Raw genomic sequence first — 22,629 nt, forward strand, 5'->3', positions numbered from 1 at the left:
TTCATTTTTGATCTATTAATAGGAAAACAAAAACTATTAATCATTTAAACAAAAACACAATGAAACATTTATTATTAAAATCAAAATTTGTCCTATTAGCAATTATAGTTGCTTTTAACTTTTCATGTTCAACAGAAGATGGTGCAGATGGTCCTGCTGGTGCAGACGGTATTGATGGAATTAACGGAACAGATGGTATGGACGGAAATGCTAATGTACAAAGCATTACTCTTGATGCTTCAACCTTTGCAGGTAATTACACCTCTGTAGCAATTCCAGAAATAACACAAGACATATTAGACAATGGTGTCATACTTACTTATTTAAATAACAATCCTAATAATTGGGTAACTGTACCATGTCCATTTGATACTATTGCGTTTGACTTTTCTGTTCACGTAATACACTATCTTGGTGGTATTGATTTTGATTATGGTGACGCCTCAGGATCAAGCTATACTATAGCAGCAGGAGACTTATCCTCTTTAAGAGTTATTATAATTGAGTCTTCGTCTAGTGCAAGATTTACAACCAACAGTAAACAACAAACCTACAATCAATTAAGTCAAGCTGGAATTGACATTACTAACTATTATCAAGTATGTGATTATTATGGTATAGCTTATTAATTTTACATTATAACACAAAAACAACCGAAGCAAAGTCTTCGGTTTTTTTGTGTTGTATTTAGGCTATATTTAGTAACATTGTATTTTAAAACAAACACCATTTTTAATAATGATTAATCGTAACAAAGCCTCTATTTTAAAGTGTATTATTCACAAAGTAGGAAACAAACATAACGACACAAAAAATGCCTTTTCTGAAAAAGAACTTATTTTTGATGAAGCCAGTTATGAGTTAATGGTTCCTTTTTTACTAAGACCATTTACAAGCTTAGTCCAAAGTCACAGATTTAATCATCATGCCAATATCGAGCTAAATGAAATTAATGCTTACACTAAAGAAATTTTTGCAGATGACGAAACTTTTGTGGACGTCTCTAAAAATGTAGTTAAACATTTATATGAGCAATCAACCTCTGCACAAATTAAAACTGGAGACGTAATTGTTGCCTATTTTGATGGTATTGAACATAATGAAATGGTTGTGGACGCTATTGGAATTTTTAAAATAGAAAACAAAACCAACTTTTTTCAGACCTATTTAGAAGATAACAGTTACGACGTTTTAGTCCAAAAAGGGATCAATGCTAAAAAAGTAGATAAGGGCTGTTTAATTTTAAATACAGGAGATGCCGAAGGTAAAGTTGTGTTAACCGTAGACAACAATAATTATGATGCTGCGTATTGGATAGATAAGTTTTTAAACATAAAATATGCAGATGACTACAATAGTCATACACAAAACTATCTTGAGCTTTGTAAAGAATTTTCGACAGAAATAATTAAAACAACCTATGGAGCCCAAGAACATAACACCTTTTTAGCTAAAACTATTGACTTTTTTAAAGAAAATGAAATAGTAAATGTCGAGCGATTTAAAGACGAAGTGTTTGTGGAAGACAAACACATGGATTTATTTGAAAGCTATAAAAAAGATTTTGAATCCGAACAGAATGTGTTAATCAGAAATCAATTTGATGTCTCAGAAAAAGTTTTAAATAAAGAAAAGAAAAAAATTAAAACCGAAATTAAATTGGATACAAACATCCAAATTAAACTAGACATAGATGCTCCAGATGCAAGTGCAGAATACCTTGAACGTGGTTATGACGAAGAGAAAAAAATGCATTATTATAAAGTATTTTTTAACGTCGAAGCCTAAAACCAAACGCCATAAACATGTCTATTAAAACCTTGTCTATTATAATTCCTGCTTATAATGAAGAAAGCACTATCACACCAATACTGGACAAGATTAATAGTGTGACATTGCTATTTGGTATAAAAAAGCAAATTGTAATTATTGATGATTGCTCTACAGATCAAACAAAAAAAACCATTGAAACTTTTATTGCTAATAATCCTAATTTAGATATTAAGTTTTTTAAGCAAAAAGTAAATCTAGGTAAAGGTGCAGCACTCCATGAAGGCATTAAACAAGCAACTGGAGATTATATTATAATCCAAGACGCAGATTTAGAATATAACCCAAACGAGTATAACGTCCTATTAAAGCCAATCACAGACGGATTTGCGGACATCGTGTATGGTTCAAGATTTATGGGTAGTAATCCACATCGTGTATTGTTTTTTTGGCATACTATAGGAAATAAGTTTTTAACCTTTTTCTCTAATGCAGTAACCAATTTAAACCTTACAGACATGGAGACTTGCTATAAAATGTTTAAAAGCGAAATTATTAAATCTGTTAACCTCAAAGAAAAACGCTTTGGTTTTGAACCCGAAGTAACTGCTAAAATTTCTAGGATACCTTACATACGTATTTACGAAGTCGGTATTTCATATTATGGAAGAACCTATCAGGAAGGTAAAAAAATATCATGGAAAGACGGTTTTAGAGCCTTATATTGTATTACTAAATATGGGCTATTAAAAGGTAAATAGTGATGACAAAAAAATTAATCATTTTAATTTCTATTGCATTCACCTTACTATTCGCTTATTTTAGTGGGCCTTATAAATTAGGTGTCACGCCAGACTCTGTGTCCTATATTCAAATAGTAAAAAGTATTTTACTAGGTAATGGTATCGTAGACGAAAACGGAATACTAATTACGCATTGGCCTCCACTTTACCCATTATTAGTAGCATTAACGACCAAGCTATTTAATTGCAGTATACTTACTGGCGCCTTTATATTAAATGTAGGACTGCTTTCTACAATTTCATTAATTTTTTACAACCTTTTAACAACACTAAAAATTGACAAAAAAGTCATTCCTTTTATTGTTATTTTACTTTTAACCTCCTACACATCGCTAGTCTTTATTTACTTTTTAAGCGAAGGGTTATTTATGGTTTTACTACTATTAGTAACATTGCTTTTTATTAAATGGGTTAAAACTAACAGCTACAAATATCTTATTTGGGCTGGAGTAATATCTAGCGCGTTATTATTAACTAGATATGCAGGTTTTGGATATATTGTTGGTTTTGGGTTTTATATTTTAATATTCCATAAATCTAAAATTAAACCAAGATTAAAAGCGGTTTTAATTTATACAATCTCTTCGTTAAGTCTATTTATTCTCTGGCTTATTTACTGCTACTATTTTAACAATTCTAACACCATAAGAAATATCGATTTCTTTGGTTTCAGATTTAGAAGATTATTATCATTAACCAAAACAATAATTTACTGGTTTTTATATAATGGCTATATAGCAACAATCATTTTAAGCTTCATGGTTATTAGTTTTTTTAAATTTAAAACAATACAAAAAATAATAATAGCACAAGTTAAATCCTGTACACCTATCATCTTATTATTGGTAACTTTATTGTGTTCTTATACAGTATTTATAGTACTTTCTATTTCTTTTTTTGATGAAAACGTGCCTGTTAATACCAGAATATTCTTTCCATTTTATTTTATCATATTAACACTAGTCGTTTTAATTTTAAACCCAATTCTAAAACCGAAACAATATCAACCAATAACCATAGTCTTTTTTATAATACTATTACTATCCAATATTTTAAATACCTACCAATTAAGAGTCAACCATTATCAAAACGGTACGCAGTATAGTGCAGAAGTATGGAAAAACTCCCAATCTATTAACTACATAAAGTCCAAAGACACATTAAATCTTTATACCAATGCACACGATATCATGCGTTTTTATAAAAATGTAAATAACCATAAACTTCCATTTGTAAATACAAAAACTTACGATAGTGCTTTACAAAAAATGACCCAAGACATCAAACAAGGTAAAGCTCAAATCTTGTTTTTTGATAATATAAATCGACGCTATTTTATATCTAAACCGGATTTATTAACCCATTTTAAAGATTTTAAAATTCACTATTTTAAAGATGGTATGCTAATTAAAAACTGATAGACCATTTTTATATGTAAATACTTTTAATTAAATTGATTGCTAATTAAGCTAATAATCAATAACTAACCGTTTTTACATGAAATCCCTTTTATACCTAACGTTTATTTTAAGTTCATTTTTTGCTAACGCACAATATCACACTGCCAAAATACTAATGACAGACGGAACCGTTAAAGAAGGCTTAGCTAGACTACCTTCTAATAAAATGTTGGATGGTAAAGTAGAATATAAATCTAGTGCTAAAGCAAAAGTTTTAAAAATTGACGAAGACACTATTTCTCAAATTTTATATACAGCTAAAAACGGAAATAAATTTTTGTTTGTCAGAAACACTGTTGTCCATTTATTTAAATCCTTTGGAAAAGAAATAGTATCCGAAAAAAAGAATAAACATTGGATGTTATTAATATATGCCAATGATGCTATTAAAGGATACTCGCTTGCACAACGCTATAAGTTGGATAAAAAAGGAATCATGAAATCCATAACTGGTGCACACTCTATTTGGGAATTTGTTTACTTTTTATACCAACGTCCAACAGAGGACAAAGCCTATATAGTAAGTGGTAAAGGGTTTACTAATGGTCAAGTAAAAAAAGCAATGGGTATTTATTTTAAAGATTATCCTGCGCTTGTAAAACGCATACAAAACAAAGAGTGGAAACACTTTAGTTTAACAGAGATTGCAGAGGCTTACCTAGCCTATGTTAAAGACTAAATTTATATAAAGTTAGCTTCAAACATAGCACTAAAATGCTTTAATATTTTAGATTTCACTTCTGCTTCATCTACAGACTTAACACCCAATTCTACTTGCATGGAAGTTACTGCTTTACCTTTAATTCCGCATGGAATAATATTATCAAAGTAACCTAAATTAGCATTGACATTAAGTGCAAAACCATGCATTGTAACCCAACGACTAGCTCTAACTCCCATTGCACAAATTTTACGCGCAAAAGGGGTTCCTACATCTAACCAAACACCTGTTTCTCCTTCACTACGTGTTGCTTTTAAACCATATTCATCTAAAGTTAAAATAATAACTTCTTCTAAAAAACGCAAATATTTATGGATGTCAGTAAAAAAATTATCTAAATCCAGAATAGGATAACCAACTAATTGTCCAGGACCATGGTACGTAATATCTCCTCCTCTATTAATTTTATAAAACGATGCACCTTTCTCTTTTAATTGATCTTCGTTTAACAATAAATTAGACATATCACCACTTTTACCTAAAGTATAAACGTGTGGATGCTCAACAAATAAAAAGTAATTATTGGTTTCAAGACCAGCAGCTTCCCTTCTATTTTTAATTTTTGTATCTAAAATACCTTTAAATAATACTTCTTGATAATCCCAAGTCTCTTTAAAGTCTTTAGTACCTAAATCTTGTATTTGTACGTTCTTATTCATGGTAAAGTTTAATGTTGCAAAGATACAATTTATCTTGCCTATTCCCTATAAAAGAAAAGATTTGGCAGTATTTAACAAACCGTAATTTCTTAAATTTAATATCAAAACCGCAAATCAAATCCTTATATTTGCGTCTTAAATTTATTACAATAATACTATGTCACAATTATCTGAGCTAGAGCTCGTACGTAGAGAAAAACTTGCAAAATTACGCGAGTTAGGTATCAACCCTTATCCAGCAGATTTATATCCTGTTTCTAACAATTCTAAACAAATAAAACAGGAATTTAAGGAAGGCAAACAGGTTGTTATTGCTGGTCGTTTGATGTCTAGACGTATTCAAGGTAATGCTAGTTTTGCAGAGCTACAAGATAGTGAAGGTCGTATTCAGGTCTATTTTAACAGAGATGAAATCTGTACAGGTGAGGACAAAACAAAATACAACACTGTTTATAAAAAACTTTTAGATATTGGAGATTTTATTGGTGTAGAAGGTGAGCTTTTTACCACTAAAGTTGGCGAAAAAACAGTAATGGTTAAAAACTTTACAGTTTTAAGTAAAGCTTTAAAACCCTTACCGCTGCCTAAAACAGATGCCGAAGGTAATACATTTGATGCTTTTACAGATCCTGAACAACGTTATAGACAACGTTACGCTGACTTAGTTGTTAACCCTAAAGTAAAAGAAGTTTTTGTAAAACGTACTAAGTTATTTAACGCGATGCGTGACTTCTTTAATTCGTCTGGATATTTTGAAGTAGAAACACCAATATTACAACCTATTCCAGGTGGTGCTGCTGCACGTCCTTTTATTACACACCATAACAGTTTAGACATACCATTATATATGCGTATTGCTAACGAGCTGTATTTAAAACGTCTAATCGTTGGTGGTTTTGAAGGGGTTTATGAGTTTTCAAAAAATTTCCGTAACGAAGGAATGGATCGTACACATAATCCAGAATTTACAGCAATGGAAATTTATGTAGCTTATAAAGACTACAATTGGATGATGGATTTCTGCGAACAATTACTAGAGCATTGCGCAATAGCTGTAAACGGAACATCTGAAGCTACATTTGGTGAACATAAAATAGATTTTAAAGCGCCTTATGCTAGAGTCACTATGGCAGATTCTATTAAACACTTTACAGGTTTTGATATTAATGGTAAAACAGAAGATCAAATACGTACTGCTGCCAAAGACATGGGTATTAGCGTAGATGCAACCATGGGTAAAGGTAAATTAATAGACGAAATTTTTGGAGAAAAATGTGAAGGTAACTACATACAACCAACCTTTATTACAGACTATCCAAAAGAAATGAGTCCTTTATGTAAAGAGCATAGAGATAATCCAGAATTAACAGAACGTTTTGAGTTAATGGTTTGTGGTAAAGAAATAGCAAATGCATATTCAGAGCTAAATGATCCAATTGACCAACGCGAGCGTTTTGAGCACCAATTAAAATTAGCTCAAAAAGGAGATGATGAAGCTACCGAGTTTATAGATGAAGACTTTTTACGTGCATTAGAGTACGGAATGCCTCCAACATCAGGAATGGGAATTGGTATGGATAGATTAATTATGTTTTTAACCAATAATAAATCAATACAAGAAGTCCTGTTTTTTCCACAAATGAGACCTGAGAAAAAAGCAGTTCCAATGACAGAGGACGAAAAAGCACTATTCGCATTAGTAAAAGCAAGTAGCCCAATAGACCTTAATACACTTAAAGAACAATCTGGTTTAAGTAACAAAAAATGGGACAAAACTATTAAAGGATTAACCAAATTAGGTGTCGCTAAAGTCAATAAAACAGACGATGGATTATTTGTTGAAACTATATAAATACAGCGTTACAAAACGCAACATTTAAATATATAAAAAGGAATTACATACGTGTAATTCCTTTTTTTTATTCCCAACATTTAAACTTACAGACATTATAATTCATTCATTTTCTTTATTTTCACAATTCAAAACCACTAACAATGAATAAACTAACCACATTAGTACTAACACTATTACTTTGCTTTTCCTGTAGTAAAAATGAAGATGTTGACACCATAGATATACCAGTAACGACTACACCACGACCTATTGCACAATTATTACCTAACCTGTCACAACTTAATCTTTTTGAAGGACCACTTAAAGATTTAACACCATCTCCTTATAGTTTTACATACACTTTAAACACACCACTTTTTACGGATTATGCACATAAAGCACGTTTTATTGTATTGCCTGAAGGCGAAACATTAGCAGCTGTAGGTAATGGAATGCCAGAGTTTCCAGACAACTCGATAATAGTTAAGTCTTTTTATTACAATTTAGATGAAAATGATTTAAGCCAAGGCAGAAAAATTATCGAAACCAGGTTACTAATAAAACAAAACGGAACATGGATTGCTGGTGATTACCACTGGAACGAAGCACAAACCGAAGCAGTTTTAGAAAACAATGCTGCAACAGTACCTGTTTCTTTTATTGATAAAAATGGGACAACTGTAGCTGTAAATTATCAAATTCCATCAAACTTAGATTGTGTAACCTGCCATTCAAACAATGACCAAGTAAAACCATTAGGACCCAAATTACGCTCCATTAATTACAATAATCAACTACAAAACCTAATAAACAACAATCAAATTACTGGCATATCAGATATTTCCACAATAACAACTTTACCAAATTGGGAAGATGATGCCACCTACTCTTTACAAGATCGTGCTAGAGCATATTTAGATGTTAATTGTGCCTCTTGTCACCAACCAGGAGGTTATTGCGATGTACAAACCACTTTAGATTTTAGATATGAAACCCTTTTTGAAAACACATCTATTTTAGAAAAAAAAGGTGAAATAAATTCTAGAATGGTCAACTATCAAGAGTTGTTTAGCATGCCATTATTGGGCACTACCTTTGTCCATACAGAAGGTTATTTCTTGATTAAATCCTATTTAAACACATTGTAATTAACTGTCCACCAATCTTTTTAAACTGTTAATTAAAGATTAAAAAAACTAAGGCGTTTAAACCATTCTCAAATTTGCACGTCTTAGTAGTATAACAATTTAAAAAACAAAAAAGATGAAAAGATTAGTAATACTAGCATTAGCTTTAATAACATTTCAAGCAAATGCACAAGACAACAAAAAAGAAAAGCGTCAAGAAAATAAAAAAGAACGTTTGGAGCAACGCCAAAACTTAGATCCTCAGGATATGGCACAGTTACAAACAAAAAAAATGACGTTACATTTAGATTTAACAGAAGCCCAACAACAAAAAGTGATGGCTTTAAATTTAGAAAGTGCTAAAAAACGTAAAGAAAAATTTGATAAGCGCTTAGCCGAAAAAGATAATAAAGAGCGTGTAAAACCTACTAAAGAAGAAAAGTTAGCGCGCATGAATGCTAAATTAGATGCACAAATTGAAGCTAAGAAAAAAATGAAAACAATCCTTACTGCTGAGCAATACACTAAGTGGGAAAAATCTTTATCAAAAAGAGAACATGGACGTAAGCACATGAAAAAGGGTTCAAAAAACAAAAAAGATCATAAAAAAGAGGATAAATCTGACAATTAAATCTATTATTTAGTATCAAACATTTACTTTTAAAGGTAAAAAAGCACTGATTGTCTATTCAGTGCTTTTTTATTTGTAATTATTAATCAAATAGTGTTACTTTGAGAGTATAATTAATTAACACTTACACAATGAAAAAAATAATTACACTTTGTCTTTTCGTTTTTGGTTTAACACTAGCAACAACAACTGCTAATGCACAACAAAAATTTAGTGCAGAAATAAATAATGCAGCACAAGCAAAAACTGCAGAAATTGGAAGACTTGTTAAAGCTTATGAGCCAACTCAGGAATTAATGTTTGTTGCTTATCAAGAATTTTACTCAAAATCGGAAACATTAAACAACTCGTTTGAAGTTGGTACAAGTGAATATAATACGTTTAGTAAAAAAATTAACGAGCGTTTATCTCTTCAACTTAAAGAAATTTTAAATGACGAACAGTATACTAAATTTTTAGAGTTGTCTAACTAATAAAACAACAGAGTAGTAATACACTTATATAAAAAAAGCCGATTATTAACTAATCGGCTTTTTTATGTTTTATAGTTATTGTTTAATGCTGTTAACTAAATACTGCTTTACATGCTGCAATAGTTTTATCTAAATCTTCATAAGATAAAGCATCATTTAAAAACCAACTTTCAAAAGCACTTGGTGCCAAATAAATACCTTGGTTAAGCATGCCATGAAAAAAGGTTTTAAACGTGTCGTTATTTCCTTTAGCAGATGTTTCAAAATCTACAACCTCATCTTCACAAAAGTGAACAGATATCATAGAGCCAACTCTGTTTATTGTATGAGTAATGTTTAATTCTGTTAAAACGGTTGCAATACCTTTATGTAAATAGGCTGTTTTTTTTGCTAAACTTTCAAAAACATCACCAGAATTTAACTCGTTTAACATAGCTAATCCTGCTGCCATAGCTAATGGATTACCACTTAATGTTCCGGCTTGATACACTGGACCTAAAGGTGCTAAATGATTCATTATTTCAGCTCTAGCTGCAAAAGCACCAACAGGCAATCCTCCACCTATCACTTTACCAAAACATACAATATCTGCTTTAATACCTAGTAATTCTTGTGCACCACCTTTGGCTAATCTAAAGCCAGTCATAACTTCGTCAAAAACTAAAAGTATGTTATTAGCATCACAAAGGTCACGTAAACCTTCTAAAAACCCAGCTTTTGGAGGAATACAACCCATATTTCCAGCAACAGGCTCGATAATTATACAAGCTATTTCGTTTTTATTAGCATTAATTAAAGCTTCGACATTAGCCAAATCATTATACTTTGCTAATAATGTATCTTTTGCTGTACCTTGGGTAACTCCAGGACTATTAGGTGATCCAAAAGTTACTGCTCCACTTCCTGCTTGAATTAAAAATGAGTCTGAATGACCATGATAACAACCAGCAAATTTGATTATTTTGTCTTTGTTTGTATATCCTCTAGCCAATCTAACAGCACTCATGCAGGCTTCTGTCCCAGAATTAACAAAACGTATTTTGTCAATATTTGGTACCATTGACACAGCTAACTCTGCAATTTGAGTTTCAATTTGAGTTGGCATTCCAAAGGATGTTCCTTTTTTTGCTTTATCAATAACTGCATCTACCACTGGTTTGTGTGCATGACCTAAAATCATTGGTCCCCAAGATGCGATGTAATCTATTAATTTGTTATCATCTTCATCATATAAATAAGCACCTTTAGCTTCTTTAACAAAAATAGGTGTTCCACCTACTGCTTTAAATGCTCTTACAGGTGAGTTTACTCCTCCTGGTATTACTTGCTCTGCTTCTGCAAACAAAGCACTACTACGTTTATAAATCATAGACTTTAAAAATCTTTTGGAATTGGTTTTACAAATAACACTTGACCTACAAATAGGTTATCGCCTTCTAAACTATTTAAAGACTTAATAGTATCTATAGTTAGGTTATATTTTTTTGATATCGAATATAATGTATCGCCTTTCACAACAGTATGCTTGTCGTTTGCTACATTTTGCTTACCTAAAACTACAGCATCAAAACGATATAATTGATAACGCTCTATTAGGCTTATTAATTTATCTGGATATTTTCTGTCTGTAGCATAACCTGCTGCTCTAAGCTCTCTGGCCCAACCTTTATAGTCATCTTTTTCTAGCGTAAATAGTTTTGAATAGCGTTTACGTTCTGTCAAAAATAGTGAGTGATCTCTAAACGAGTATTTAGAGTTTTTGTACTTACGAAAACACTCTTGAGAGGCATCATCATCATGATAAATTTTTGCACCTGTCCACTCATGACATTTAATTCCAAAGTGGTTATTAGCTTCTACAGACAAACGACCTTGTCCAGAAGCAGACTCTAATATTCCTTGTGCTAAAGTAATACTTGCAGGTATATTATAATTACGCATTTCATCTTGAGCTATATCACTATAAATTGCAATATATTCGTCCGTTTTACTAGCATACACTTCAGGTGTTTCTTTTATTGGAGTGTCTACTACAATAACATCTTCCTTGGTGTCTTTTTTAGCATCCTTTTTATTTCGTACAACCCTAACTGTTTTTTGTCTACCTTTTTTTGTAGTCACTTTTTTTGAAGAGCCACAACTTACAATTAATAAAGTAAGACAAAGCATGGTAATTATTTTTTTCATCAATTATAAAATTAACTGTTGTTGTTTTTGTTTTAATCTTTTATTCATACCTACAATACCTTGCAAACCTCCAGTATGAATCACTAATATTTCAGAATTTGGCTTAAAATAATCACGTTTAATTAAATCGTAAATACCAAACATCATTTTTCCTGTGTAAACAGGGTCTAATGCAATATTATTTTGCTTTTTAAAGCTATTAATAAACGTTACTAATTCTGCATTTATTTTAGCATAACCACCAAAATGGTAATCTGTCATTAATTGCCAATTATCTTGTTTTGCAAATTTACTAATATCTTCTTTTAAAAAGTCACCTTTTAAAGCTGAAAAACCTAAAACTTTTTGTGCTGTGTTTGAATTATTAATCAAGCCTGATAAGGTACCTCCTGTTCCTACGGAAGCACATATGTAATTAAATTTACGGTCAGTTTCCGTCAAAATTTCTTCGCATCCTTTAACAGCCAAATCATTGGTTCCGCCTTCAGGAATTAAATAAAAGTCACCAAATTCTTTTTTAATTTTTTCGTAAAAGGACTGTGTTCCTTTTAGTCTAAATGCTTCACGACTTATAAATTTAAATTGCATACCACAAGACTGTGCAAACTTTAACGTTGGACTATCCAAGACCTTGTCGTTAAGCTCTTCACCTCTGATAATTCCAATTGTTTTTAAACCATAAACACGTCCAGCTTCTGCTACTGCAGCAATATGATTAGAAAATGCACCACCAAAAGTCAGTAATGTATCCTGATTAAGCGTTTCCGCGAAAGCGATATTATATTTTAACTTTCTATATTTATTACCAGATATAATTGGATGAATTAAATCCTCTCGCTTTATATATAAAGAAACAGAACTTTTAAATGGAAGTTCTATTTTTTGATTAACACTAAGTTCTGGTTTAAATTTCATGCTTGCTAAGATACTTTAAAAATTGCCAAAAACGTCTAGTTTTTAGATACTCAAGATTTAGGTCGTTACAATAGGCTTCTCTTTCAAAGCTTATATTTTTGTAAGCTAAATACCAATTTTTGTGTTGGATATACCTAAAAACAAACTCTAAACCATACCAGATATAAAACGGTAATATTAATAACTCTAATTGCTGTTTTAAGTGAATTTTTTCGTGATTGACCAAGGTCTCACTCTGTTTTAAAACTTTAGATTTTAAAAATATAAACGGAAAAACAGTCATACCTGTATAACCTTTAGGTACTAAATATTTAGATACTATTATCATGATTACTGTCTTTCAAAATATATTCCAATTTACGTTATCTTTGTGATATGAAGAAGATAATTCCAGTTGAAGAAGGCGATTTTTACCTTACACCTGAAGGTTACCGCTGTTTTACAGAACAATACCATTTAAAACGTGGGTACTGCTGCCAAAGTGGTTGTAGACATTGTCCTTACGGATTTGACGCCAAAACTAACGCAATTAAAAACAAGTAAAGTAACTAACTACTATGACATTTAAAGAGCAAATATTACAAGGAATTCCTGATAATTTACCCAAAGCAAAACCTTTTGATCCCTCCATAAATCACGCACCTAAACGAAAAGCAATATTAAGTACTGAGGAGACAAAATTAGCTTTACGAAATGCCTTGCGTTATTTTGACAAAAAACATCACGAAACACTATTACCTGAGTTTAAAGCAGAACTAGATACTTATGGTCGTATTTATATGTATAGATTTAGACCAGACTATAAGATGTATGCTAGACCAATATCTGAATATCCTGCACAATCCAAACAAGCTGCTGCTATAATGTTAATGATTCAAAATAATTTGGATTATGCAGTTGCACAACATCCACATGAGTTAATTACTTATGGTGGTAATGGTGGTGTATTTTCCAATTGGGCACAATATTGCTTAACCATGAAATATTTGGCAGAGATGAATGATGAGCAAACTTTAGTCATGTACTCTGGTCATCCAATGGGATTATTTCCTAGCCACAAAGAAGCACCAAGAGTAGTCGTTACTAACGGGATGATGATACCTAACTACTCCAAACCAGATGATTGGGAAAAATTTAATGCTTTAGGTGTTACGCAATATGGTCAAATGACTGCTGGAAGTTATATGTACATTGGTCCACAAGGTATTGTGCATGGTACCACTATTACAGTTTTAAACGGATTTAGAAAAATTAAAAAAGAGCCTAAAGGTAATTTATTTGTAACCTCAGGACTTGGCGGAATGTCTGGCGCACAACCCAAAGCGGGTAACATTGCTGGCTGCATTACTGTTTGTGCAGAAGTCAATCCAAAAATTACACAAGTACGTTTAGATCAAGGTTGGATTGATGAGAAGATTACAGATTTAGACCAATTAGTCTCTCGTGTTAATAAGGCTAAAGCCGAAAAAGAAACCATTTCTATTGCTTATTTAGGAAATATTGTAGAGGTCTGGGAAAAATTTTATGAAGCCAATATACATATTGATTTAGGTAGTGATCAAACTTCATTACACAACCCTTGGGCTGGAGGTTACTATCCTGTAGGTATTACTTTTGACGAAGCTAATATTATGATGGCCAATCAACCTGAGTTATTTAAAGAAAAAGTACAAGAAACATTGCGTCGTCATGCTGACGCAATAAATAAACACACCGCAAAAGGCACTTACTTTTTTGACTACGGAAATGCCTTTTTACTAGAAGCATCAAGAGCAGGAGCAGATATTATGGCTAAAAACGGTATTGATTTTAAATACCCTAGTTATGTACAAGATATTATGGGTCCTATGTGCTTTGATTATGGTTTTGGCCCATTTAGATGGGTTTGCGCATCAGGTAATCCTGAAGATTTAGCAAAAACGGATGCTATAGCTTGTCAAGTTTTAGAAGACATAAAGCAACATTCGCCAGAACAAATACAACAGCAAATGGCTGATAACATCCAATGGATAAAAGGTGCACAACAAAACAAACTTGTTGTAGGGTCGCAAGCAAGAATATTATATGCAGATGCAGAAGGTCGCATGAAAATCGCTGAAGCGTTTAATCAAGCTATAGCAAAAGGCGAAATTGATACCGTTATATTAGGTCGTGATCACCATGATGTTTCTGGTACAGATAGTCCTTATCGCGAAACCTCTAATATTTATGATGGATCACGCTTTACAGCAGATATGGCTATCCAAAATGTTATTGGAGACAGTTTTAGAGGTGCCACTTGGGTAAGCATCCACAATGGTGGTGGTGTTGGTTGGGGTGAAGTTATAAATGGTGGATTTGGTATGGTTCTTGATGGTAGTAAAGAAGCATCAAAAAGATTAAAACAAATGTTGTTCTGGGATGTAAATAACGGAATATCAAGACGAAGTTGGGCTAGAAACGAAGAAGCTATTTTTGCTATTAAACGCGCTATGGCGTCTGAGCCAAACCTAAAAGTAACTTTACCTAATCTTGTTGATGATGCTTTATTAAATTAAGTTAAACTATAAATATTATCGCCATGAACAAAACATTACAAATTTTACCAGCATTGCTATTACTTATAGCATTTACTTCATGTAGCTCAGTAAAAGTAGCAGCAGATTATGATAAAGCTGTAGATTTTAACAACTACAAAACTTTTGCTTTTTTTAAATCAGGAATTGATAAAGCCGAAATTAATGATATTGACAAACGTCGCATCCTTAGAGCTATTGAGTCTGAGTTACTAGCTAAAGGGTATACTAAATCTCAAAATCCTGACTTATTAGTTAGTATTTTTACTAAATCCAATCAACGTGTTGATGTTTACAACAACAATTGGGGAGTTGGTGCTTGGGGTTGGGGTGGACCTCGTTGGGGATGGGGTTGGAATATGCAACCTACAGTCTCTACTACTACTCAAGGTATTTTGTATGTTGACTTAATTGACGCTAATAAAAAAGAATTAGTTTGGCAAGGTCAAGGTACTGGATACTTATCTAAAAATGTAGATAAAAAAGAGGAACGTATTAAAGAGTTTGTAACTAAGATTATGGAAAAATACCCTCCAGGAATGGAAAAATAATAATAGTTTAAAATATAAAATAGCGACTACTTTAAATAAGTAGTCGCTTTTTTTTGGGCTATAATTTAATATTAGCTTTTTTGTGAATTCTGATTATCTCATTGGATAATTCCAAATAGGGTTTGGTAACCCATCCCTTTTTTGATAATTGTCTATGAAGCGTAATAAACTTAAAATAATTTGAATAAGTCAATGCTGGATCAAAACTAATAAAAGCAAAATCTTTTGCATTTAAGGTTTCAATAAACTGAGCGTTATCGGTTATTTTAATAATATTCTTTCCATATTTTAAACCACTGTCAGATAACACTAATTTATTATAAGTTTTTCCTTGTAAAACTTCATCAATAATTTCTTGTTGATTAGTATAAACTCTATAACCTAACGCGAACATCTCATCAACAGGTGGTGGAGGTGGTGGCGGAAACATTAAAAATGAATCTGAATCGTCTTTACTGAGTTTGGCTATACTATCGTTATAGCGCTTATTTTTAGCTTCTTCTTTTTTAGTAAGCACCTTTTTTATTTCTTCTAAATGAAAGAAGGACTGATGATTCCTAACAGAAAAACCAGATACTATATCTTTATCTTTTATGGTATTAGTTTTAAAAACTAAATTGTAAAAATTGGCAGAAGCTAATTCGGTTTTAATTTTATCTACAATAGTGTATTTAACAGATTGATCAATGTATAAGAATATTTTGACTTGATGTTTTTGCATTTCTTCTAATTGACTTCTATTATACGATAAGGTTTTAGCTAAATCAGATAATGCAATCGCTTCATCTTCTAAATAAATGGATTCATGTTTATCTACATAAAGACTATAGATTGGTGTAATACTAGTTTTAGATATGCTAATTACATCTTCGCCTTTAGGCAACTGTATGGATTGTATTTGTGCGTTTAAGCCAAACACACTAAATAACATTATACTAATTGTTATTTTTAACTTCATAATAAACTTACTACAATTTATAAATAAATGGATAGGTTGTATTTAATACTTTATCAAATACTAATGACATTTAAATTAAAGATTACAACAAATAAGGTTTAGCATGACCATTATCTACCAACCACTGATTTAGTTCTAATCCATCTTCTAATATAATATTAGCTAAATAACGTCCATATTTACCTTGCTTATCTTTATAGGATCGAATAGTAACTTCTTTATCCAATATCATACTCCTAACAATATCTCTAACCTTCCTCCCTTCTTCTTTTTCTGCTCCTCTCATTTCAGGTGTGTCAATCCCGTACAGACGTAATTTCATTTCTTGAGAATGTAGAAACCCTAAATCTACAACTGCTGTTACAGTGTCACCATCGTAAACTGCTATTATTTTTGCTTTGTATGTGTACATAATATTATTTTATAATGCTAAATATACAAAATAAAAAAGCCCTTAAAACTTAAGTTTTAAGGGCTTACAATAGTATAACAAACTAGTACTTAGTTTTTGTTTTGCTCTTTAAAGTTGTCAAACTCACTAGCCTTCATTTCTCGTGGCCAAGAATTGTTAGACGTGTCAACATCTGCAGTTTCTAATTTAGGGTCTACAGTAATGCTTACAATCTCTTTTTCTGTTGCTAAGGTTTTGCTTACTTCTTTATCATTAAGTCTCCAGATTTGTGCTGGATACGTTTCTGTTTTAGATGTACCATCAGCATAAGTATACTCAACTATAATTGGCATCACTAATCCTCCTGGCTTTTCAAAAGTTACTTTATAAAAGAATTTTGGTTCTTTTATTTTAGCACGCTCTTCAGCTGTAAAGTTGTCCATTACATACTCATTTAAAGTAGTAGAGTTTTCCAAAGCAGACTTTCCTTTTAAGTTAGTATCAAAATCATCCGCACCTTCTTCTACAAAAAATACTAAAGGTGGTAAGTCACTTAACTTCATTCCTCTTTGTTCAGCCATTTTTTTAATTTCAGCATTTGGCTCGTTAGATACAAAGTATTTTTTAACTTCTTTAACACCTATGTCTACGTAGTCTGTTGTATAAAACCAACCTCTCCAGTACCAATCTAAATCAAAAGCTGAAGCATCTTCCATTGTACGGAAAAAATCTTCTGGTGTTGGGTGTTTAAACATCCATCTGTTAGAGTATTCTCTAAATGCATAATCAAATAATTCTGGTCCCATTACAGTTTCACGTAAAATATTAAGTGCTGTTCCTGGCTTACCGTATGCATTATTACCAAATTGGTAAGTATTTAATCCTTTAGTCATAATTGGAGCAATGTAATCTTGATCTCCACCCATGTATCTTACAATGTTTGCTGCTGGTCCACGACGTGATGGATATGCTGTTTGTCCTTCCGATAAAGCATCTGGATACCATTTTCCAAAATCTTGTTCTGCTACATATTGTACAAATGTGTTCAAACCTTCATCCATCCAAGTCCATTGACGCTCGTCACTATTTACAATCATAGGAAAAAAGTTATGACCTACTTCATGAATAATTACAGACATCATTCCAAATTTAGTTCTGTCACTATAATTTCCGTCTTTATCAGGACGACCATAATTCCAACAAATCATTGGATACTCCATTCCTTGCTCTTTAGCATGAACAGATATTGCTTTGTGGTAAGGGTAATCAAAAGTCATACGAGAGTAAGACTTTAATGTACTTGCTACTGCTTTAGTTGACCAGTCTTCCCATAATGGGTTTCCTTCTTTACCATATAATGATACTGCCATAACGTCTTTATCACCAATCTTAACACTCATCATGTCCCAGATGTAACGTCTTGATGTAGCAAAACCAAAGTCACGTACATTTTCTGCATATAACTTCCATGTTTTAGTTTTAGTTGCTTTTGTGCTTAGTTTAGCAATTGCTTCATCTTGAGTTACAATTACTACAGGCTCATCATAAGATTTTTGTGCTTTTTCATAACGTTTCATCATTTCTTTTGAAAACACATCTTTTCTATTAGTCAACTTTCCTGTACCATCTAAAATATGATCTTCTGGAACTGTAATGTTTACTTCAAAGTTTCCGAAAGGTAACGCGAACTCATCACGTCCCCAAAACTGAGAATTTTGCCATCCTTCGACATCATTGTAAACTGCCATTCTTGGATAAAACTGAGCGATAACGTATGCTCTGTTATCATCCTCAGCAAAATACTCATAACCAGAACGACCTCTACCATTTACGTGGTCATTAATATTATACCACCATTTGATTGAAAACGAAAAAGATTCTCCTGATTTTAAAACTGAAGGCATCTCTACACGCATCATCGTTTGATTAATCATATGCGCTAATGCGTTACCTTTAGTATCTTTTACTTCTTGGATGTTAAATCCACCATCAAAAGACTCGGTTAAGTATTTATTAGCAAAGTTACCAGGTGTATCTGCTGGTTGCGCAGCGTCATCTTGAATTAAAGGTGTTAAAGATGTTTTAGCACGCATGTTTTGATCCAACTGTACCCATAAATAATTTAAATTATCTGGTGAGTTATTGGTGTAGGTTATGGTTTCAAAACCATAAAGCTTTGCGTTTTTATCATCCAATTGGATGTCCATTTTGTAATCTGCTTGTTGTTGGTAGTATGCAGAACCTGGAGCACCTGATGCTGCTCTGTACATGTTTGGTGTTGAAAACTCGTCATACAACTGTTTAAACTTGTTGTTGTTGGTATGACCTGGTTGACGTTCTTTCTTTTCATTTTCGTCCTGTGCAAAAGCACTTACGGACAAAAATAAAGCTGAAAGAAATAAATACTTTAGTTTTTTCATTGTGATAGTTTGTTACTTTAAGAACGTGAATTTAACAAAAATTAACGTTGTTTAAAATCTTTGTTAAAAGTTTAACAAACCTTTATCTTTCTCTGCTATCAACACAAAGGTTTTATTTTTGTCGTTAATATTGGTGCGTACAATGTTTTTTTGATCGTCAAATAGATCAAACAACACTTTATTTTTTATTTGAAAGTTCTTGATTGATGGAATGTTTTCTATTTCTAGATAACAATACATTATATCGTCATCGTATTTTTTTCCTATAAATGTTATTTTTCTTGGCTCATCATTTATCGAAATTTCCATTTTTTCTAACAAATACTTTTTCACGTATTGATCTATAACCTCCTCGTTACCACCATTATTTAAAGTAATATTACTATCGTAACGTTTACGTATTAATTTTTCAAAATCGTCTACAAAAATTCTTGAAATAATTTGAAGTGATTGTTTCTCTTTTACGTATTCAATTTGCGTGATACTTACATAGTATTTGTGCACTGATGTAAATGATAATAGCGCAAATGCGGTTATAAATAAAAGCTGTTTTAGTGTTTTCATAAGTATAATGTAGTTACAAATCTAATGGATTAATGGCAAAAAGTATTCCAAATAATTATTTATTCTTTAGTGTTTAAATTTGTTTTGTATTGGTCTAACTTCTTTTGAAAAAAAGTTAAAGCATCTAAATTACTTTTGCTACAAACACTTCTAAAGTCTGGATCTTCTTGTACAAAGTAAAAAAAATCTATGTGGTGTTTTTGGTCTAAAGGATTGTCTTTAAAAAAATCTTCTTTTAAGTCGTTTTTAAGTCTTACTAATAAGGCATCATCATTTTCTAGTCTTACAATTTCTTTTAGCTTTTTGGTACGACCTGATATACCGTTTAGCAAAGGATTTAATGGAATTAATCCACCTCCTGTGGTTGCTTCATGTAAGACTCTTTCGGCAGATGTTTTTTGTTTTCCTTGGTATCCAGGTATGCCCACATCATAAAAATTGATTACTGGTTTAGCCTCTAGAAGCAACAAATCGTCTTCTAGATCTCCTGATAAAGACCTTTTTAAAAACACTTCATCTAATTGATTGGTTTGTAATTTTAAAGTGACTGCAATTGTTTTTGAAGTTATATCTTCTTGATTAACCACTTTGGTTAGCAATGTATATTGTACTGCAGAAAATATAATGGTATCGTTTAATTTAGCCTTGATAACAAAGCTTCCGTCTTTGCTTGATGTTGCATTAGTTAAAGACGTTTTATTTAATATATGAATACTTTCAATATCGTCTTCAGCAGTGATTGTCCCATTTAGCTCAACAGTCTGAGCGTGTATCATTTGAACACTTACAAATAACAAGAAACATAAAAAAAGCCTACTTTTTTTCAACTTTCTCTTTTAAAAAGTTTTTGCTTTCTGTATTAAGATGCTCTATTAATTGCATTTCGTTACCTTTATTCAATAAATTAACATCAAAATTATTACTTTCAACATAGGCCATAAAGGCTTCTACTTTAGCTTCCGGAATATCAAAATTGTCTGTAAAATATTTATGATCATAAGTATCACTTAAAGTTGAAGATTGGTATAAAACCTCTTTGGTCTCCTTTTTATTTTTATTTTTTTTACTAAAAATCAAATCTACTAAGCTACCTAAAATTAACATTCCGTTGGCTTGATATCGTAATCTATCGTTCTGACTCATAGCTGCCAAATTTTCTACTTTACTATATTCATCATCAGCAAACTCGTAAAGACTGATATCACCAATTCCAAAATAAATAGCATCTAAATCTGGATTAAAGGTTTCAACGTTTGCAATGTCTTCATCTAAAACTCCGGACAAATCGTATGGTAAAATCACAACCTCATCTAGCTTATTAATTTGTTCTACTAAAAAGACATTCATTTGTTTAGAGTCTAAGACCTCCTGAGCGACTAATACCGTAAAGTCTTTAAATTGTAAAGCCGAAATACTAATTTTATCATTAAGTTTTGCACTAATAGTAAACTCTCCATCTACATTAGTTACTGTTCCTTTATTTGAAGACGAATTATAAATGGTTATGCCTTCTAAATCTGGAGACGCGACAATAACCTTACCTTTAAGCTCGACTCTGGTGCTGTCTTGAGCATTAGCAAAACTAAAAGCTAAAAGAAAAAATGCAATAATATATGATTTCATGTTGGTTGATTTTAGGTAAATTAAAAACTTTTAGACTAAATTATTATGTTAAGCAGCTATAATCTTTTGTTAAAAGCTTCTAATACCTAAATTTACAAAAACTAAAATTATGAAGCAATTAATTATCGCAAGTACTTCAACCCTTCATTCTGGTCAATATTTAGACTATTTATTAGACGATTTAAAAATTCATTTTAAAAATATAGACGACATTGTTTTTATACCTTATGCGAGACCAAGTGGTATAACGCATGATGAATACACTAAAAAAGCAGCAAAAGCTTTTGCTAAAATTGGTATTACAGTAAAAGGATTACACGAATTTAAAAATCCAGTAGAAGCTATTACTAATGCTAAGGGAATTTTTACAGGTGGCGGAAATACCTTTGTTTTAGTTAATGCGTTGTATAAATTTAAGTTGATCAATCCCTTAAAAGCTGCTGTTAAAAACGGAATCCCTTATTTAGGTACAAGTGCTGGAAGTAACATATGTGGTCTAACCATGTGTACTACCAATGATATGCCAATTGTTTATCCGCCAAGCTTTAAAACGCTAAGCTTTGTACCATTTAATATTAACCCTCATTATTTAGATCCAGATCCTTCTAGTAAACATATGGGAGAAACTAGAGAAACTAGGATAAAAGAGTTTCATAAATTTAACACACAACCAGTTGTTGGACTTAGGGAAGGTAGTTGGTTAGAAGTAAAAGGGCAGTCTATTCAATTAAAAGGTGTATTAAATGCTAGAGTTTTTGAACATGGAAGTGAGCCTTATGAAATTGAAACATACACTTTTTTAAATGAATTAAAATAAAACTAAAGGATGAGCTTTATTGAAAGCTAATTTTAAACCTTATAGAATATAGTTAGATGATATAGGATTAATAACATCAAATGTATTCCAAAAAAAAAGCTCCATCGTTATGATGAAGCTTTTGAGCGAGAGACCAGGTTCGAACTGGCGACATTCAGCTTGGAAGGCTG

The 22,629-nt window shown here is 31.7% G+C and carries 24 protein-coding genes; 13 read left to right on the top strand and 11 right to left on the bottom strand.

Annotated elements, in window-relative coordinates:
* Positions 1–59: 59 nt before the first annotated feature.
* The 5 genes from B2989_RS08520 (at position 60) to B2989_RS08540 (ending at position 4,712) form a co-directional block, all read left to right on the top strand.
* Positions 60–629, top strand: coding sequence for a hypothetical protein (locus tag B2989_RS08520; protein ID WP_292947286.1), 570 nt, complete (start codon positions 60–62; stop codon positions 627–629).
* Between the two features lie 109 nt (positions 630–738).
* Complete coding sequence (locus tag B2989_RS08525) at positions 739–1,788, top strand: nucleoid-associated protein (protein WP_145006540.1); 1,050 nt, start codon at positions 739–741, stop codon at positions 1,786–1,788.
* Between the two features lie 17 nt (positions 1,789–1,805).
* The gene (locus B2989_RS08530; protein ID WP_292947291.1) at positions 1,806–2,531 is read left to right on the top strand and encodes a glycosyltransferase family 2 protein; all 726 of its coding nucleotides are present in this window, start codon (positions 1,806–1,808) and stop codon (positions 2,529–2,531) included.
* 2 nt (positions 2,532–2,533) lie between these two features.
* Entirely contained in the window at positions 2,534–3,991 is a 1,458-nt protein-coding gene (locus B2989_RS08535; protein ID WP_292947294.1) for a glycosyltransferase family 39 protein, read from the top strand.
* A gap of 79 nt (positions 3,992–4,070) precedes the next feature.
* The gene (locus B2989_RS08540) at positions 4,071–4,712 is read left to right on the top strand and encodes a hypothetical protein (RefSeq protein ID WP_292947297.1); all 642 of its coding nucleotides are present in this window, start codon (positions 4,071–4,073) and stop codon (positions 4,710–4,712) included.
* Positions 4,713–4,714: 2 nt separating this feature from the next.
* Here the strand turns inward: B2989_RS08540 and lipB are convergent, their stop codons facing one another.
* Positions 4,715–5,413, bottom strand: coding sequence for a lipoyl(octanoyl) transferase LipB (gene lipB / locus B2989_RS08545; RefSeq protein ID WP_292947300.1), 699 nt, complete (start codon positions 5,411–5,413; stop codon positions 4,715–4,717).
* Between the two features lie 157 nt (positions 5,414–5,570).
* On the opposite strand from lipB, the gene lysS reads away from it, so the two are divergent.
* From lysS to B2989_RS08565, 4 genes are all read left to right on the top strand, one after another.
* Positions 5,571–7,265 (top strand): lysine--tRNA ligase, encoded by a 1,695-nt coding sequence (lysS, locus tag B2989_RS08550; RefSeq protein ID WP_292947304.1) that lies wholly within the window; start codon positions 5,571–5,573, stop codon positions 7,263–7,265.
* Positions 7,266–7,408: 143 nt separating this feature from the next.
* Positions 7,409–8,395 (top strand): hypothetical protein, encoded by a 987-nt coding sequence (locus B2989_RS08555; RefSeq protein WP_292947307.1) that lies wholly within the window; start codon positions 7,409–7,411, stop codon positions 8,393–8,395.
* A gap of 115 nt (positions 8,396–8,510) precedes the next feature.
* A complete protein-coding gene (locus B2989_RS08560; RefSeq protein ID WP_292947310.1) occupies positions 8,511–9,005 on the top strand; it encodes a hypothetical protein in 495 nt (164 codons plus the stop codon).
* 131 nt (positions 9,006–9,136) lie between these two features.
* Positions 9,137–9,478, top strand: coding sequence for a hypothetical protein (locus B2989_RS08565; RefSeq protein WP_145006457.1), 342 nt, complete (start codon positions 9,137–9,139; stop codon positions 9,476–9,478).
* 91 nt (positions 9,479–9,569) lie between these two features.
* Here the strand turns inward: B2989_RS08565 and hemL are convergent, their stop codons facing one another.
* Genes hemL through B2989_RS08585 form a run of 4 tightly spaced genes read right to left on the bottom strand, consistent with a single transcriptional unit; the run spans position 9,570 to position 12,908 of the window.
* Complete coding sequence (gene hemL, locus B2989_RS08570) at positions 9,570–10,847, bottom strand: glutamate-1-semialdehyde 2,1-aminomutase (RefSeq protein WP_292947315.1); 1,278 nt, start codon at positions 10,845–10,847, stop codon at positions 9,570–9,572.
* Positions 10,848–10,852: 5 nt separating this feature from the next.
* Positions 10,853–11,665, bottom strand: coding sequence for a glucosaminidase domain-containing protein (locus tag B2989_RS08575; protein WP_292947318.1), 813 nt, complete (start codon positions 11,663–11,665; stop codon positions 10,853–10,855).
* Positions 11,666–11,668: 3 nt separating this feature from the next.
* Complete coding sequence (locus B2989_RS08580) at positions 11,669–12,580, bottom strand: 1-aminocyclopropane-1-carboxylate deaminase/D-cysteine desulfhydrase (protein ID WP_292947321.1); 912 nt, start codon at positions 12,578–12,580, stop codon at positions 11,669–11,671.
* Entirely contained in the window at positions 12,570–12,908 is a 339-nt protein-coding gene (locus B2989_RS08585; protein ID WP_292947324.1) for a hypothetical protein, read from the bottom strand. Before B2989_RS08585 ends, B2989_RS08580 begins: the two co-directional genes overlap by 11 nt.
* 47 nt (positions 12,909–12,955) lie before the next feature.
* On the opposite strand from B2989_RS08585, the gene B2989_RS08590 reads away from it, so the two are divergent.
* The 3 genes from B2989_RS08590 to B2989_RS08600 are packed head-to-tail and all read left to right on the top strand — an operon-like array spanning position 12,956 to position 15,686.
* Positions 12,956–13,123 (top strand): DUF5522 domain-containing protein, encoded by a 168-nt coding sequence (locus B2989_RS08590; protein ID WP_292947327.1) that lies wholly within the window; start codon positions 12,956–12,958, stop codon positions 13,121–13,123.
* A gap of 14 nt (positions 13,124–13,137) precedes the next feature.
* The gene (locus tag B2989_RS08595; protein WP_292947330.1) at positions 13,138–15,117 is read left to right on the top strand and encodes a urocanate hydratase; all 1,980 of its coding nucleotides are present in this window, start codon (positions 13,138–13,140) and stop codon (positions 15,115–15,117) included.
* 23 nt (positions 15,118–15,140) lie between these two features.
* Complete coding sequence (locus B2989_RS08600; protein ID WP_292947333.1) at positions 15,141–15,686, top strand: DUF4136 domain-containing protein; 546 nt, start codon at positions 15,141–15,143, stop codon at positions 15,684–15,686.
* 58 nt (positions 15,687–15,744) lie between these two features.
* On the opposite strand, the gene B2989_RS08605 is transcribed toward B2989_RS08600, so the two are convergent.
* The 6 genes from B2989_RS08605 to B2989_RS08630 all read right to left on the bottom strand — a co-directional run bounded on the left by B2989_RS08605 (position 15,745) and on the right by B2989_RS08630 (position 21,642).
* The gene (locus tag B2989_RS08605; RefSeq protein ID WP_292947336.1) at positions 15,745–16,644 is read right to left on the bottom strand and encodes an ExbD/TolR family protein; all 900 of its coding nucleotides are present in this window, start codon (positions 16,642–16,644) and stop codon (positions 15,745–15,747) included.
* Between the two features lie 82 nt (positions 16,645–16,726).
* Positions 16,727–17,056 carry a thermonuclease family protein gene (locus tag B2989_RS08610; RefSeq protein ID WP_227471000.1) on the bottom strand — a complete coding sequence of 110 codons (330 nt, stop codon included), beginning with the start codon at positions 17,054–17,056 and terminating at the stop codon, positions 16,727–16,729.
* A gap of 89 nt (positions 17,057–17,145) precedes the next feature.
* The gene (locus B2989_RS08615) at positions 17,146–19,455 is read right to left on the bottom strand and encodes a M1 family metallopeptidase (RefSeq protein ID WP_292947345.1); all 2,310 of its coding nucleotides are present in this window, start codon (positions 19,453–19,455) and stop codon (positions 17,146–17,148) included.
* 63 nt (positions 19,456–19,518) lie between these two features.
* Entirely contained in the window at positions 19,519–20,019 is a 501-nt protein-coding gene (locus B2989_RS08620; RefSeq protein WP_292947348.1) for a DUF6702 family protein, read from the bottom strand.
* 59 nt (positions 20,020–20,078) lie between these two features.
* Positions 20,079–20,795 (bottom strand): hypothetical protein, encoded by a 717-nt coding sequence (locus B2989_RS08625; protein WP_292947351.1) that lies wholly within the window; start codon positions 20,793–20,795, stop codon positions 20,079–20,081.
* Between the two features lie 37 nt (positions 20,796–20,832).
* A complete protein-coding gene (locus tag B2989_RS08630; protein ID WP_292947354.1) occupies positions 20,833–21,642 on the bottom strand; it encodes a carboxypeptidase-like regulatory domain-containing protein in 810 nt (269 codons plus the stop codon).
* Between the two features lie 109 nt (positions 21,643–21,751).
* On the opposite strand from B2989_RS08630, the gene pepE reads away from it, so the two are divergent.
* Complete coding sequence (gene pepE, locus B2989_RS08635; RefSeq protein WP_292947357.1) at positions 21,752–22,459, top strand: dipeptidase PepE; 708 nt, start codon at positions 21,752–21,754, stop codon at positions 22,457–22,459.
* Positions 22,460–22,629 lie beyond the last annotated feature (170 nt).

This window comes from Olleya sp. UBA1516, assembly GCF_002323495.1.
Lineage (GTDB): Bacteria > Bacteroidota > Bacteroidia > Flavobacteriales > Flavobacteriaceae > Olleya.

Bases quoted from the DNA above. Each gene is read 5' to 3' on its own strand.
- B2989_RS08520 (WP_292947286.1), top strand. From the start codon at position 60: ATGAAACATTTATTATTAAAATCAAAATTTGTCCTATTAGCAATTATA.
- B2989_RS08525 (WP_145006540.1), top strand. From the start codon at position 739: ATGATTAATCGTAACAAAGCCTCTATTTTAAAGTGTATTATTCACAAA.
- B2989_RS08530 (WP_292947291.1), top strand. From the start codon at position 1,806: ATGTCTATTAAAACCTTGTCTATTATAATTCCTGCTTATAATGAAGAA.
- B2989_RS08535 (WP_292947294.1), top strand. From the start codon at position 2,534: ATGACAAAAAAATTAATCATTTTAATTTCTATTGCATTCACCTTACTA.
- B2989_RS08540 (WP_292947297.1), top strand. From the start codon at position 4,071: ATGAAATCCCTTTTATACCTAACGTTTATTTTAAGTTCATTTTTTGCT.
- lipB (WP_292947300.1), bottom strand. From the start codon at position 5,413: ATGAATAAGAACGTACAAATACAAGATTTAGGTACTAAAGACTTTAAA.
- lysS (WP_292947304.1), top strand. From the start codon at position 5,571: ATGTCACAATTATCTGAGCTAGAGCTCGTACGTAGAGAAAAACTTGCA.
- B2989_RS08555 (WP_292947307.1), top strand. From the start codon at position 7,409: ATGAATAAACTAACCACATTAGTACTAACACTATTACTTTGCTTTTCC.
- B2989_RS08560 (WP_292947310.1), top strand. From the start codon at position 8,511: ATGAAAAGATTAGTAATACTAGCATTAGCTTTAATAACATTTCAAGCA.
- B2989_RS08565 (WP_145006457.1), top strand. From the start codon at position 9,137: ATGAAAAAAATAATTACACTTTGTCTTTTCGTTTTTGGTTTAACACTA.
- hemL (WP_292947315.1), bottom strand. From the start codon at position 10,847: ATGATTTATAAACGTAGTAGTGCTTTGTTTGCAGAAGCAGAGCAAGTA.
- B2989_RS08575 (WP_292947318.1), bottom strand. From the start codon at position 11,665: ATGAAAAAAATAATTACCATGCTTTGTCTTACTTTATTAATTGTAAGT.
- B2989_RS08580 (WP_292947321.1), bottom strand. From the start codon at position 12,580: ATGAAATTTAAACCAGAACTTAGTGTTAATCAAAAAATAGAACTTCCA.
- B2989_RS08585 (WP_292947324.1), bottom strand. From the start codon at position 12,908: ATGATAATAGTATCTAAATATTTAGTACCTAAAGGTTATACAGGTATG.
- B2989_RS08590 (WP_292947327.1), top strand. From the start codon at position 12,956: ATGAAGAAGATAATTCCAGTTGAAGAAGGCGATTTTTACCTTACACCT.
- B2989_RS08595 (WP_292947330.1), top strand. From the start codon at position 13,138: ATGACATTTAAAGAGCAAATATTACAAGGAATTCCTGATAATTTACCC.
- B2989_RS08600 (WP_292947333.1), top strand. From the start codon at position 15,141: ATGAACAAAACATTACAAATTTTACCAGCATTGCTATTACTTATAGCA.
- B2989_RS08605 (WP_292947336.1), bottom strand. From the start codon at position 16,644: ATGAAGTTAAAAATAACAATTAGTATAATGTTATTTAGTGTGTTTGGC.
- B2989_RS08610 (WP_227471000.1), bottom strand. From the start codon at position 17,056: ATGTACACATACAAAGCAAAAATAATAGCAGTTTACGATGGTGACACT.
- B2989_RS08615 (WP_292947345.1), bottom strand. From the start codon at position 19,455: ATGAAAAAACTAAAGTATTTATTTCTTTCAGCTTTATTTTTGTCCGTA.
- B2989_RS08620 (WP_292947348.1), bottom strand. From the start codon at position 20,019: ATGAAAACACTAAAACAGCTTTTATTTATAACCGCATTTGCGCTATTA.
- B2989_RS08625 (WP_292947351.1), bottom strand. From the start codon at position 20,795: ATGATACACGCTCAGACTGTTGAGCTAAATGGGACAATCACTGCTGAA.
- B2989_RS08630 (WP_292947354.1), bottom strand. From the start codon at position 21,642: ATGAAATCATATATTATTGCATTTTTTCTTTTAGCTTTTAGTTTTGCT.
- pepE (WP_292947357.1), top strand. From the start codon at position 21,752: ATGAAGCAATTAATTATCGCAAGTACTTCAACCCTTCATTCTGGTCAA.